We start from the raw sequence: 13434 nt of genomic DNA on the forward strand, positions 1-13434 counted from the left end.
GGCGAAAAATGGAGAGGGACCGGCTTGCAGGCCACACTGGCGCGCAGTATACCTGCGGCCCTCGTATCTTTATCTATTGTCGTACGAATGGTCGGACCTTAACTGACAGCGCCGTCAGACAGCGGTCACTTTGCTGACCGGGTCGGCGAGCTATAAAGGTTCATTCATTCTTACGATCCTTTGCCCTGGCGCCTCACCTATGCAAATAAAACGAAATACGGCCCTGCTGGTGGGCGTCCTTTTGGTGCTGGCGGTTGCAGCCTGGGCATTGACCCGCCCCGCCAAGACCAAACTGGCTGCACCGGCTGCCATTCCGGTGCGTGTGGTGAGCGTTGCACAACAGGATGTCCCGCGTTTCGTCAGTGGTATCGGTTCGGTGCTGTCGCTGCACAGTGTGGTGATTCGCCCGCAAATCGACGGCATCCTGACCAGACTGCTGGTCAAGGAAGGCCAGTGGGTCAAGGCCGGCGACCTGCTGGCAACCCTCGACGACCGCTCGATCCGCGCCAGCCTCGACCAGGCCAGGGCACAGTTGGGAGAAAGCCAGGCCCAGTTGCAGGTGGCGTTGGTCAACCTCAAGCGCTACAAGGCGTTGAGCGTTGACGACGGCGTATCCAAGCAGACCTACGACCAGCAACAAGCCTTGGTCAATCAGCTCAAGGCCACGGTCCAGGGGAACCAGGCCGCTATCGACTCGGCTCAGGTGCAACTTTCCTATACGCAGATACGCTCGCCAGTCAGCGGCCGCGTCGGTATTCGCACCGTGGATGAGGGTAACTTCCTGCGTATGAGTGATACCCAGGGTCTGTTCTCCGTCACGCAGATCGACCCGATTGCCGTCGAATTTTCCCTGCCACAGCAAATGCTGTCGACCCTGCAAGGCTTGATCGCCGCGCCGACCCAGGCCAACGTCGATGTCTACATGGGCGCCGACACCGACGGCCAGACCGGCGACCTGCTCGCCGAAGGCCATTTGAGCCTGATCGACAACCAGATCAACTCCACCACCGGCACCCTGCGCGCCAAAGCCGAGTTCAACAACGCCGCCCAGCGCCTGTGGCCGGGGCAACTGGTGACCCTCAAGATCCAGACCGCCATGGACAAAAACGCCTTGGTGGTACCGCCGACCGTGGTGCAACGCGGCCTGGACTCGCACTTCGTGTACCGGGTCAGCGGTGACAAGGTTGAAGTGGTGCCGGTGCAAGTGGTCTACCAGAACAGCGACCTCAACATCATCCAGGGGGTACAGGCCGGGGACGTGCTGGTCAGCGATGGTCAGTCGCGGCTCAAGGCCGGGGCGCGGGTGGAGGTGCTCAAGGAACCGCCCCAAGTGATCCAGACCGTTGCCCCTCAGGTGCAACCATGAGCGGCAGCCGTTCGCCTTCCGCGTGGTGCGTCGACCATCCGGTTGCCACCCTGCTGCTGACCTTCGCCCTGGTGCTATTGGGGCTGATTGCCTTCCCACGCCTGGCCATCGCGCCACTGCCGGAAGCGGAGTTTCCGACGATCCAGGTCACCGCTACCCTGCCCGGAGCCAGCCCGGACACCATGGCCTCGTCGGTCGCAACGCCCTTGGAAGTGCAATTCAGCGCCATTCCCGGCGTGACCCAGATGACCTCCAGCAGCGCCTTGGGATCAAGCCTGCTGACCCTGCAATTCACCCTGAATAAAAGCATCGACACCGCGGCACAGGAAGTCCAGGCGGCGATCAACACCGCGTCCGGCAAACTGCCCAGGGACATGCCTAGCCTGCCGACCTGGAAAAAGGTCAACCCGGCAGACAGCCCGGTACTGATCCTCAGCGTCAGCGCCGACAGCATGCCCAGCACCGAATTGAGCGACTACGTGGAAACCCTGCTGGCTCGCCAGATCAGCCAGATCGACGGCGTCGGCCAGATCAACATCACCGGCCAGCAGCGCCCGGCGATTCGCGTGCAGGCCTCGCCGGACAAACTCGCGGCCATCGGCCTGACCCTCGCGGACGTGCGCCTGGCCATCCAGCAGTCGAGCCTGAACCTGGCCAAAGGCGCGATCTACGGGGAGAACAGCGTGTCGACACTGTCGACCAACGACCAGCTGTTTCACCCGGACGAATACGGCCAACTGATCGTTTCCTACAAGAACGGTGCACCGGTTCAACTGCGTGACATCGCCAAAGTCATCAACGGTTCGGAAAACGCCTACGTGCAGGCCTGGTCAGGCGATACGCCCGGCGTCAACCTGGTGATTTCACGCCAGCCGGGCGCCAACATCGTCGAGACCGTGGACCGTATCCAGGCCGAACTGCCGCGCCTGGAAGGCATGTTGCCGGCCTCGGTCAACGTCAGTGTGTTGAGCGACCGCACCAAGACGATCCGCGCATCCCTGCATGAAGTGGAAGTGACACTGTTGATCGCCATCCTGCTGGTGGTGGCGGTGATGGCGCTGTTTCTGCGCCAGTTGTCAGCTACGCTGATTGTGTCCAGCGTGCTCGGCGTGTCGCTGGTCGCCAGTTTCGCGCTGATGTATGTGCTGGGCTTCAGCCTCAACAACCTCACCCTGGTGGCGATCGTGATCGCGGTCGGTTTCGTCGTGGACGACGCTATCGTGGTGGTGGAGAACATCCACCGCCATCTAGAAGCGGGTCTCGATAAACGTGAAGCGGCGATCAAGGGTTCCGGCGAGATTGGCTTTACCGTCGTGTCCATCAGCTTCTCGCTGGTGGCGGCGTTTATCCCGCTGCTGTTCATGGGCGGCGTGGTCGGACGGCTGTTCAAAGAGTTTGCGCTGACGGCCACCTCGACCATTCTGATTTCGGTGGTGGTTTCGCTGACACTGGCGCCCACCCTGGCCGCGCTGTTCATGCGTGCGCCGCCCCACCACGCCTCCGATAAACCCGGCTTCAGCGAACGCCTGCTGGCCGGCTATGCGCGCAACCTGCGCCGCGCGCTGGCCCATCAACGCAGCATGGCGGCGATCTTCCTGGTGACCCTGGCCCTGGCCGTGGTCGGTTATGTGTTTATCCCCAAGGGCTTCTTCCCGGTGCAGGACACCGGTTTTGTACTGGGGACCAGCGAAGCCGCAGCGGACGTGTCTTACCCGGACATGGTCGCCAAACACAAGGCCCTGGCCGAGATCATCAAGGCAGACCCCGCCGTGGAAGCGTTTTCCCATTCGGTAGGCGTGACCGGCAGCAACCAGACCATCGCCAACGGTCGCTTCTGGATCGCCTTGAAAGACCGCGGTGATCGCGATGTGTCCGCCAGCCAGTTCATCGATCGCCTGCGCCCCCAGTTGGCGAAAGTGCCGGGCATCGTGCTGTACCTGCGCGCCGGCCAGGACATCAACCTCAGCTCCGGCCCCAGCCGTGCCCAGTATCAATATGTGCTCAAGAGCAACGACGGCCCGACGCTCAACACCTGGACCCAGCGCCTCACCGAAAAACTGCGCGCCAACCCGGCCTTTCGCGACCTGTCCAACGACCTGCAACTAGGTGGCAGCATCACCCACATCAGCATCGACCGCCAGGCCGCCGCACGCTTCGGCCTGACCGCCACCGATGTCGACCAGGCACTGTACGACGCCTTCGGCCAGCGCCAGATCAACGAATTCCAGACCGAGATCAATCAATACCAGGTGGTACTGGAACTGGACAGCCAGCAGCGCGGCAAGGCCGAAAGCCTGAATTACTTTTACCTGCGCTCGCCGCTGACCAACGAGATGGTGCCACTGTCGGCCCTGGCCAAGGTCGACCCGCCCAGCGTCGGGCCGTTGTCCATCAGCCATGACGGCATGTTCCCGGCCGCCAACCTGTCGTTCAACCTGGCGCCCGGCGTCGCACTGGGGGATGCGGTGATCATGCTCAACCAGGCCAAGAACGAAATCGGCATGCCGGCAACCTTGATCGGTACCTTCCAGGGCGCGGCCCAGGCGTTCCAGAGTTCGCTGGCCAGCCAACCCTGGCTGATCCTCGCGGCGCTGGTGGCGGTCTACATTATCCTGGGGGTGCTGTATGAGAGCTTCGTGCACCCGTTGACGATCATCTCCACCTTGCCCTCGGCGGGCCTGGGCGCGCTGATCATGCTGTGGCTGCTGGGCCAGGACTTTTCGATCATGGCGTTGATCGGCCTGGTGTTGCTGATCGGTATCGTCAAGAAAAACGGCATCCTGATGATCGACTTCGCCCTGGAAGCCCAACGCGTGCGCGGGCTGGCACCGCAAGAAGCGATTTATGAAGCGTGCGTCACGCGGTTTCGGCCGATCATCATGACGACCCTGGCCGCATTGCTCGGCGCGGTGCCGTTGATGCTGGGTTCCGGCCCGGGTGCGGAGCTGCGCCAACCGCTGGGCATTGCCGTGGTGGGTGGCCTGCTGGTGAGCCAGGCGCTGACGCTGTTCACCACGCCGGTCATATACTTGTACCTTGAGAAGATCTTCCACCGGCCCAAGCCAGCGCTTGAGCTGGCGACCCCACATTGAGGCTGAGGCCCGTCCTGGAGCAAACGGCTCATGCGCGTTCTGATTGTTGAAGATGAAGAGAAAACCGCGGACTACCTGCACCGTGGCTTGACCGAGCAAGGCTACACCGTCGATGTGGCACGCGAAGGTGTCGAGGGTTTGCACCTGGCCCTGGAGAATGACTACGCAGTGATCGTGCTCGATGTGATGCTGCCCGGCCTCGACGGCTTCGGCGTGTTGCGCGCATTGCGCGCGCGCAAGCAGACGCCGGTGATCATGCTCACCGCCCGCGAGCGCGTGGAGGACCGTATTCGTGGCCTGCGCGAAGGCGCCGATGACTATTTGGGCAAACCGTTTTCGTTCCTGGAACTGGTGGCTCGCCTGCAAGCGTTGACCCGCCGCAGCGGCGGGCATGAGCCGGTGCAGGTCACCGTCGCCGACCTGTGGATCGACCTGATCAGCCGCAAGGCCAGCCGTAATGGCGTGCGCCTGGACCTGACGGCGAAAGAGTTCTCGCTGCTCAGTGTATTGGCGCGACGCCAGGGTGAAATCCTGTCCAAGACCGCTATTGCGGAAATGGTCTGGGACATCAACTTCGACAGTGACGCCAATGTGGTGGAAGTTGCCATCAAGCGCCTGCGCGCCAAGCTCGACGGGCCGTTCGAGGAGAAACTGCTGCACACCATTCGCGGCATGGGTTATGTACTGGAAAGCCGTGTGCTGGAGAACCCAAGTGGCCGCTAACTCGATCGCCCTGCGCCTGAGCGGCATGTTCACCCTGGTCGCGCTGCTGATCTTCGTGCTGATCGGCGGCGCGCTGTACCAGCAAGTGGACCGTGGCCTGGGCTTGCTGCCCGGCGCCGAGCTGGATGCCCGCTACAGCGTGCTGGAGTCTTCGGTGACACGCTTCGGTACGCCGGAGCATTGGGCGAAGATCACCGCCAAACTCAAGCTGCTGGGTGAGGAAGACAAACGCATCCGATTTTGGGTGGTCAGCAGCGACCCCCAGTATGAATACGGCGAGCCGGATGCACGGATTCGCGCCTTCGCCGCCGGCCCCACCGGCAAACGCGACCTGCGTCTGCCGGGGCATGAATATCCGTTCAAAGTGCTGGTGAGCCAGTTTCCGGCCAAAGAACAACGCCCGCCCTTGCGCTTCCTGATTGCCATCGACACCGAGAACTTCCGCGCCACCCAGCACCAGCTGTTGATGGCCCTGATCGGCCTGGCCTTTGTCGGCGTAGTGCTGGCGGCTCTGCTGGGATTCTGGGTCTCGCGCATCGGGCTCAAACCCTTGGGCAAGCTCTCGGACGAAGCGCAGAAGCTTGCGCCACCCAAACTCTCCGGGCGGCTGCAGTTGTCGCCGCTGCCGCCGGAACTGAGCCAGTTCGTCAACTCGTTCAACTCCACCCTGGACCGGGTGGAACAAGCCTACTCACGCCTGGAATCGTTCAACGCCGACGTGGCCCACGAGCTGCGTTCGCCGCTGACCAACCTGATCGGCCAGACCCAGGTCGCGCTGACACGGGGACGCTCGGCGGAGCATTACTTCGAGGTCCTGCAATCGAACCTTGAAGAGCTGGAACGCCTGCGTTCAATCATCAATGACATGCTGTTCCTGGCCAGCGCCGATCAGGGCAGCAAGGCGACCAAGCTGATTGAAAGCTCACTGGCCGATGAGGTGGCCACCACCCTCGATTACCTGGACTTCATCCTCGAAGATGCGCAGGTCAAAGTGCAGGCCCGTGGCGACGCCTTGGTCCATATCGAAAAGGCCCACCTGCGCCGTGCGCTGATCAACCTGCTGAGCAATGCCGTGCAGCACACCGCGCCGGGGCAGATCATCGACGTGAGCATTGAACAGCAGGCGCATCAGGTGACGATCGGCGTGACCAACCCTGGCGATGAGATTGCCGGCGAGCATTTGCCCCGCTTGTTCGAACGTTTTTATCGGGTGGATGCGTCGCGCAGCAACAGCGGAGCGAACCATGGATTGGGGCTGGCCATCGTCAAGGCGATTGCGCTGATGCATGGAGGGGATGTGTTTGTACGCAGTGAGGGTGGCGGCAACACCTTTGGCATCACCCTGCCAATCTGAATCCGTCGGCAAATGTGGGAGGGGGCTTGCTCCCGATAGCGGTGCATCAGTCACGAATGTAGCGACTGACACTCTGTTATCGGGAGCAAGCCCCCTCCCACACTTGAAACCAAACACATCAGCCAACCCAAACTGTTGCGGTTTTGGCAACAGTCATTATCTTGTTACACTCTGTATCGCACCGCTCACCTGCGTTACTTTGACGCATCGATGAGCGCGACGGCAAAGACAGCTTCCCGCTCACCCGAATTTCCCTCGACTTATTTCCAGGGCTCTACACTGGGAATTCGTCTTAAAGCCGCTGACTTCAGCGGCTTTTTTTTGCCGTAAAAAAAGGCCAGGCATCCCCTACGACATTGGCCGTCAATGATTGACCAAAGGAGCTTCACCGGTGAAAACCTCGCTGACATTCACCCCGTTATTTGTCGCTATTGCAGCAACGATCACCTCTCTCGCCCACGCCGCCGACCCGACCTCCACCGATGGTTTCGTCGAAGGCTCGCACCTCAACATCAACACCCGCAACTACTACATGAACCGCGACCGTCGCGACATTCACACCGATGACAGCAAGGAGTGGGGCCAGGGTTTTATCGGCACCTTCGAGTCCGGTTACACCCAAGGCACGGTCGGATTCGGCCTGGACCTCAATGCCATGCTCGGCCTCAAGCTTGACGGTGGTGGTGGCACCGACGGTTCCAGCATCCTTCCTTATGGCAGCGGCAACGGCAAAGCCCCCGGCTCGTTTTCCACCGCCGGCGGCACCTTGAAAATGCGCGCTTTCGATACCGAGCTGAAAGCCGGTGACCTGTTGCTCAACAACCCGGTAATCGCTGGCGGCATGACCCGCATGTTGCCGCAGACCTTCCGCGGCGTGAGCCTGGCCAACCACAGTTTCGACGGTTGGATGATCGAAGGCGGCCAGGCCAGTTTCACCAAGCTCTACAACCAGAGCGGCCACCGCCGTATCGGCACCAGCTACGGCACCCTGCCGGACCACACCGACAGCCGGCACCTGAACTGGGCCGGCGTATCGTTCAGCGGTGTTGCGGGCCTGACCAGCAATCTATACGCCTCCGAACTCAAGGACATCTGGCATCAGTACTACTACGACCTGGACTACACCTACACGCTGAACGACCTGGTCAGTCTCAACCCTGGCCTGCACTACTATCACACCCAGGACACCGGGCAATCGTTGCTCGGCAGCATCGACAACAACACCTACAGCCTGCACCTGACCGTAGGCATCGGCCATCACAGCGTCACCGCCGCCTACCAACGGGTCAACGGCAACACGCCATTCGACTACATCACCCAAGGCGACAGCATTTACCTGGATAACTCCCAGCAATACTCGGACTTCAACGGACCTGGCGAGCGCTCGTGGAAGCTCAAGTACGCTTATGATTTTGCCGGCCTCGGCCTGCCTGGCCTGACCTCAGCCGTCTCGTACATCAGCGGCGAGACCGACCTGACCAAAGTCGACCCCAACAGCCGTGGCTACAGCGCTTGGTACAGCGCCGACGGTAAGGACGCCAAGCACTGGGAACGCGACATCGACCTCAAATACGTGGTGCAGGGCGGCAAGGCCAAGAACCTGGCCGTGCGCCTGCAATGGGCGACCAACCGCGGGGGCAATGGCTACTCGGCGGTAGACCGGGATGTGGATGAATACCGCGTGATCGTGGATTACCCAATCAATGTGTTCTGATCAACAAACTTTTCTTATTAACCAATGATTTAATTTTCATCGTGCAGAACTAAACTGCCAGTATCTACCTGTTGAAGTCTGCGTGATGAGCCAACCCCGCACTCGTAAACTGCCCGTCCGTTCGGAACTGTTGCTGCTTTTGGGCAGCAGCCTGACCGTAATCCTGATCGTGGTGATCGTCACGGCGCTGCTGAGCCGTGAACACGCCAGCACTCTGCAGGCGGCCAAGCGCATGACCACCAACATCGCCCAGCTGATCAACGCCGATGTGCTGCGCAACGTCGAACTCTACGATCTGGCATTGCAGGGTCTGATCGCGGCCACCTCGTACAAGGACTTGACGTCGGTGCCTGCGGACATCCGGCACCTGGTGCAGTTTGATCAATCCAACGCGGCGCCCTTCAAAGGCGAAGTACTCTTACTGGATGCCAATGGCGCGGTGATTGCCGACTCCTCGACCCTGCATCCGACGCGGCGCAACTTTGCTGATCGCGACTACTTCCTGGTGCAGCAACAGAACCCCGACGCCGGGCTGTTTATCAGCCGCCCGTTCAAGATCCACTGCGACTGCGAGCAAGTGTGGCGTATCGCATTCAGCCGCCGCGTATCCGGGCCCAATGGCGAATTTGCCGGGGTGGCGGTGGCGACCATGCGCCTGGCGTATTTCGATCAATTGTTCAATCGCCTCGCCATCGGCAGTGGCAGCTCCGTGAATCTGCTGAGCAGCCGCGGCATTCTCCTGGCCCAGCAGCCGTTGCTGGAACGCGACATGATCGACAAAGACCTGAGTGATCGCCCCAACTTCAAGCGCATGCTGCGCGAAGGCGAAGGCAGCTTCCAGGCAGTCTCTACCCTCACCGGGATAGAGCGCCTATATACATTCACCAATGTGGGCGACCTGCCGCTGATCGTGGTGGTGGCCCTGTCCAGCGAGGATGTGTTCGCCCCCTGGAAACGTGCCGCGTTGCTGACCAGTGGTGCCACCGGTGTACTGTGCATCGGTTTGTTATGGCTGACCTGGATGCTGCGTCGCGAACTGCGCCGCCGCTATCGCGCCGAACAAGTGCTGTCGGAGTTGGCCGCCACCGACGCCCTGACCGGCCTGGCCAACCGCCGCGTGCTCGACCAACGCCTGCAACTGGAATGGGACCGCGCACAACGCTCGACCGAGCCGCTGACGCTGCTGATGATCGATGTCGATCACTTCAAGGCGTTCAACGACCGCCACGGCCATCACGGTGGCGACGAGGCGCTGCGCACGGTTGCCCAGGTGATCAGCGACAACATCCGGCGCCCGGCAGACCTGGCCGCGCGCTACGGTGGAGAAGAGTTTGCGGTGGTGCTGCCGCACACCGACGTCAAAGGCGCCTGGGTGATCGCCGAACATATCCGCAGCAGTGTCGAACACTTGCCACTGGTGCCCGGCGCCGAGCAGCCGATTACCGTGAGCATCGGCATGAGCACCTGGGACAAACACAGCCACATGTCCCTGGAGACGTTATTGCTCAGTGCGGATCAGGCGTTGTATGAGGCCAAGTACTCGGGCCGTAACCGGATAGCAATGAGCGAATAAAAAAAGGCCACCCGAAGGTGGCCTTTCAAAACTAAAGAAAGAGAGTTGTTACTTACACCGCCGCAACGGGACGCATGTAAGAGATCGGTGCGGTGCTGGCATCTTCGAAGGTCACGACTTCCCAAGCGTCTGTCTGCTCAATCAACTTGCGCAGCAGCTGGTTGTTAAGGGCATGGCCCGACTTGAAGCCTTTGAACTCACCTATCAGGCTGTTGCCCAGCAGGTAGAGGTCACCGATTGCATCGAGGATCTTGTGCTTCACGAATTCGTCTTCATAGCGAAGGCCGTCTTCGTTCAGTACACCATCCGCGTCGACCACAATGGCGTTTTCAACGCTACCGCCGAGTGCGAGGTTGTGCTTGCGCAGGTACTCGATGTCACTCATGAAACCAAAGGTACGCGCGCGACTGACTTCTTTTACGAACGAAGTACTGGAAAAATCCACGCTTGCACTTTGGGTGCGGTCACGGAATACCGGGTGATCGAAATCGATCTCAAAGCTCACTTTAAAGCCTTCGAACGGGACGAAGGTGGCGCGCTTGTCGCCGTCTTCTACTGTTACTTCCCGCAGAATACGAATGAACTTCTTGGCTGCGTCCTGTTCTTCCAGGCCGGCAGATTGAATCAAGAATACGAAGGGTCCAGCGCTGCCATCCATGATCGGGACTTCGGACGCGGAGAGCTCGACGTAGGCGTTATCGATGCCCAGGCCAGCCATGGCCGAGAGCAAGTGCTCCACCGTATCCACTTTGACGTCACCGTTGACCAATGTGGTCGACATAGTGGTTTCGCCAACGTTTTCCGCGCGAGCAGGAATCTGCACCACAGGGTCCAGGTCGGCACGAACAAACACGATGCCGGTGTCGACAGGTGCAGGTTTGAGGGTCAGGTATACCTTCTCCCCGGAGTGCAGACCTACACCTGTTGCACGGATAATATTCTTCAGGGTGCGTTGTTTAATCATGGATTGGACCGCTTCAGCGCAAATTGCGAACTGGTATCAACAAAGGCTGGCGATAATACCAGACCAGACCTTTGCTGAACACCAATCACCTTCATAGCCCTGATACATTCCATTAATCGGCCTGACGACGCAAGAATGCCGGGATGTCCAGGTAGTCCAGATCATCTTGCGGATTCAGGCTACGGGACGCCGCAGCACCGGCCTGGGCCTGGTTGCGCATCACGGTCGGACGGTCCAGATCACGGTAGTTCACCGACGGCTGCTCCTGACGCGCGGGCGCTGGAGCCGCAGCTGGCTGGCTCGCCTGGCTGTTGTGCAGGGTGTTGTCGATGACCTTCACAGGCTTCTCGATTTTTGCACCCAGGCCGGTAGCAACCACGGTCACGTGCAGCTCATCACGCATGTCCGGATCGATAACGGTGCCGACCTTGACCATGGCGTGCTCGGAAGCGAAGGCTTCGATGATGCTACCCACGTCGGAGTATTCGCCCAGGGACAGGTCAGGACCTGCGGTGATGTTCACCAGAATGCCGCGCGCGCCTTGCAGGTTCACGTCTTCCAGCAACGGGTTGCGGATGGCCGCTTCAGTGGCTTCACGTGCACGGTTCGGACCGCTGGCGCAGCCAGTGCCCATCATCGCCATGCCCATTTCGCTCATCACGGTACGCACGTCGGCAAAGTCGACGTTGATCATGCCTGGGCGCTTGATGATGTCGGAGATACCGCGGACGGCACCGGCCAGTACATCGTCAGCCTTGGCGAAAGCCGACAGCAGGCTGGCGTCTTTACCCAGGATAGTCAGCAGCTTCTCGTTGGGAATGGTGATCAACGAGTCGACGCTTTCAGACAGCAGACGGATACCTTCGTCGGCGATCTGCATGCGCTTGCGGCCTTCGAACGGGAACGGACGGGTCACCACAGCGACGGTCAGAATGCCCATTTCCTTGGCCACTTCGGCAATGATCGGCGCAGCACCGGTACCGGTACCGCCGCCCATGCCAGTGGTGATGAACACCATGTTGGTGCCTTGCAGCACTTCGGCAATACGCTCGCGGTCTTCCAGAGCGGCTTGACGGCCGACTTCCGGGTTGGCGCCGGCGCCGAGGCCCTTGGTCACGGCTGTGCCCAATTGCAGGATGGTCCGCGCACCGATACTTTTCAGCGCTTGGGCATCAGTGTTGGCGCAAATGAACTCAACGCCTTCAATGTTGCTCTTGACCATATGGTTGACAGCGTTGCCGCCGCCACCGCCGACACCGATCACTTTGATGACCGGGCTAGCGGGGATGTTGTCTACGAGTTCGAACATGTTCCCTCTCCTTTCATTTTCTCTAGTTTTTTCGCCTACTGCTTGGAACGGTGTTGCGGTGTTGCGGTAAATCGTTAGAAGTTGCCTTGCACCCAGCTTTTGATCCGGTCCAGCAACGGCGCTTTCTCATCGTCGTCGCTGCGGTAGCTGTCACGAATGCTCGGGCCCGACAGGGAAATGCCGTCGGTCTGCTTTTGCAGGCCGTACAACAGCAAGCCCACGCCAGTGGAATAAATCGGGTTGCGCACCACGTCGCCCAGGCCCTTCACGCCATGGGGCACGCCCAGGCGCACCGGCATGTGGAAGATTTCCTCGGCCAGTTCGACCGCGCCTTCCATTTTCGAAGTACCACCGGTCAGCACGATGCCGGCCGGGATCAGATCTTCGTAGCCACTGCGGCGCAGTTCCGCCTGGATCAGGGTGAACAGTTCGTCGTAGCGTGGCTCGACCACTTCAGCCAGGGCCTGGCGCGACAGTTCGCGCGGTGGGCGGTCGCCGACGCTTGGAACCTTGATGGTTTCACCGGCACCGGCCAGCTTGGCCAGGGCACAGGCGTAGCGAATCTTGATTTCTTCGGCGTACTGGGTCGGTGTCCGCAACGCCATGGCGATGTCGTTGGTCACCTGGTCGCCCGCAATCGGGATCACGGCTGTGTGACGGATCGCGCCTTCGGTGAAGATCGCGATGTCGGTGGTGCCGCCACCGATGTCCACCAGGCACACGCCCAGTTCTTTTTCGTCGTCGGTCAGTACCGAGTAGGCCGAAGCCAGCTGCTCGAGAATGATGTCGTCGATTTCCAGGCCGCAGCGGCGCACGCATTTTTCAATGTTCTGCGCGGCGTTGACGGCGCAGGTCACCACATGGACCTTGGCCTCCAGACGTACGCCGGACATGCCCAGGGGCTCGCGAACACCTTCCTGGTTGTCGATCACATAGTCCTGCGGCAGGGTGTGCAGGACGCGCTGGTCAGCCGGGATGGCCACGGCCTGGGCGGCGTCGAGGACGCGCTCAAGGTCGGCCGAACTGACTTCGCGGTCGCGGATCGCCACGATGCCGTGGGAGTTCAAGCTGCGGATGTGATTACCGGCAACGCCGACGAACGCCGAGTGAATCCGGCAACCGGCCATCAGCTGCGCTTCTTCGATGGCGCGCTGGATCGATTGCACGGTGGACTCGATGTTGACCACCACGCCCTTCTTGAGGCCCCGGGACGGATGCGTGCCAATACCGACGATTTCGATCGTGCCGTCTTCCCCGACCTCGCCCACCAGCGCCACCACCTTGGAGGTGCCGATATCGAGACCGACGATCATTTTGCCGCTTTGCACGTTTGCCATGG

General features: G+C 60.7%; 9 protein-coding genes. 6 read left to right on the top strand and 3 right to left on the bottom strand.

The annotated features are described in order from the left end of the window. Window positions 1-199: 199 nt before the first annotated feature. The 6 genes from DK870_RS05935 to DK870_RS05960 all read left to right on the top strand — a co-directional run bounded on the left by DK870_RS05935 (window position 200) and on the right by DK870_RS05960 (window position 9822). Window positions 200-1366: an efflux RND transporter periplasmic adaptor subunit gene (locus tag DK870_RS05935; protein ID WP_161548241.1), complete on the top strand. Its 1167-nt coding sequence runs from the start codon at window positions 200-202 to the stop codon at window positions 1364-1366. Then, entirely contained in the window at window positions 1363-4458 is a 3096-nt protein-coding gene (locus DK870_RS05940) for a multidrug efflux RND transporter permease subunit (protein ID WP_161548242.1), read from the top strand. The genes DK870_RS05935 and DK870_RS05940 overlap by 4 nt, the downstream gene beginning before the upstream one ends. Before the next feature lie 30 nt (window positions 4459-4488). Then, window positions 4489-5181 (top strand): heavy metal response regulator transcription factor, encoded by a 693-nt coding sequence (locus DK870_RS05945; protein ID WP_060753901.1) that lies wholly within the window; start codon window positions 4489-4491, stop codon window positions 5179-5181. Beyond that, window positions 5171-6535 carry a heavy metal sensor histidine kinase gene (locus DK870_RS05950; protein ID WP_161548243.1) on the top strand — a complete coding sequence of 455 codons (1365 nt, stop codon included), beginning with the start codon at window positions 5171-5173 and terminating at the stop codon, window positions 6533-6535. Before DK870_RS05945 ends, DK870_RS05950 begins: the two co-directional genes overlap by 11 nt. Before the next feature lie 391 nt (window positions 6536-6926). Continuing rightward, entirely contained in the window at window positions 6927-8249 is a 1323-nt protein-coding gene (locus DK870_RS05955) for an OprD family porin (protein ID WP_161548244.1), read from the top strand. An 85-nt stretch (window positions 8250-8334) separates the two neighbouring features. Then, on the top strand, window positions 8335-9822 hold the full coding sequence (locus DK870_RS05960; RefSeq protein WP_060753904.1) for a diguanylate cyclase: 1488 nt from the start codon (window positions 8335-8337) through the stop codon (window positions 9820-9822). A gap of 52 nt (window positions 9823-9874) precedes the next feature. On the opposite strand, the gene lpxC is transcribed toward DK870_RS05960, so the two are convergent. From lpxC to ftsA, 3 genes are all read right to left on the bottom strand, one after another. Next, entirely contained in the window at window positions 9875-10786 is a 912-nt protein-coding gene (gene lpxC / locus DK870_RS05965; RefSeq protein WP_003171886.1) for a UDP-3-O-acyl-N-acetylglucosamine deacetylase, read from the bottom strand. Between the two features lie 112 nt (window positions 10787-10898). Next, the gene (gene ftsZ / locus DK870_RS05970; protein ID WP_161548245.1) at window positions 10899-12095 is read right to left on the bottom strand and encodes a cell division protein FtsZ; all 1197 of its coding nucleotides are present in this window, start codon (window positions 12093-12095) and stop codon (window positions 10899-10901) included. 74 nt (window positions 12096-12169) lie between these two features. After that, window positions 12170-13432, bottom strand: a complete 1263-nt coding sequence (ftsA, locus tag DK870_RS05975; RefSeq protein ID WP_060753906.1) for a cell division protein FtsA — start codon at window positions 13430-13432, stop codon at window positions 12170-12172. Window positions 13433-13434: the final 2 nt, after the last annotated feature.

Origin of the sequence: Pseudomonas sp. Q1 (genome assembly GCF_009935975.1) — a bacterium.
Classification (GTDB): domain Bacteria; phylum Pseudomonadota; class Gammaproteobacteria; order Pseudomonadales; family Pseudomonadaceae; genus Aquipseudomonas; species Aquipseudomonas palleroniana.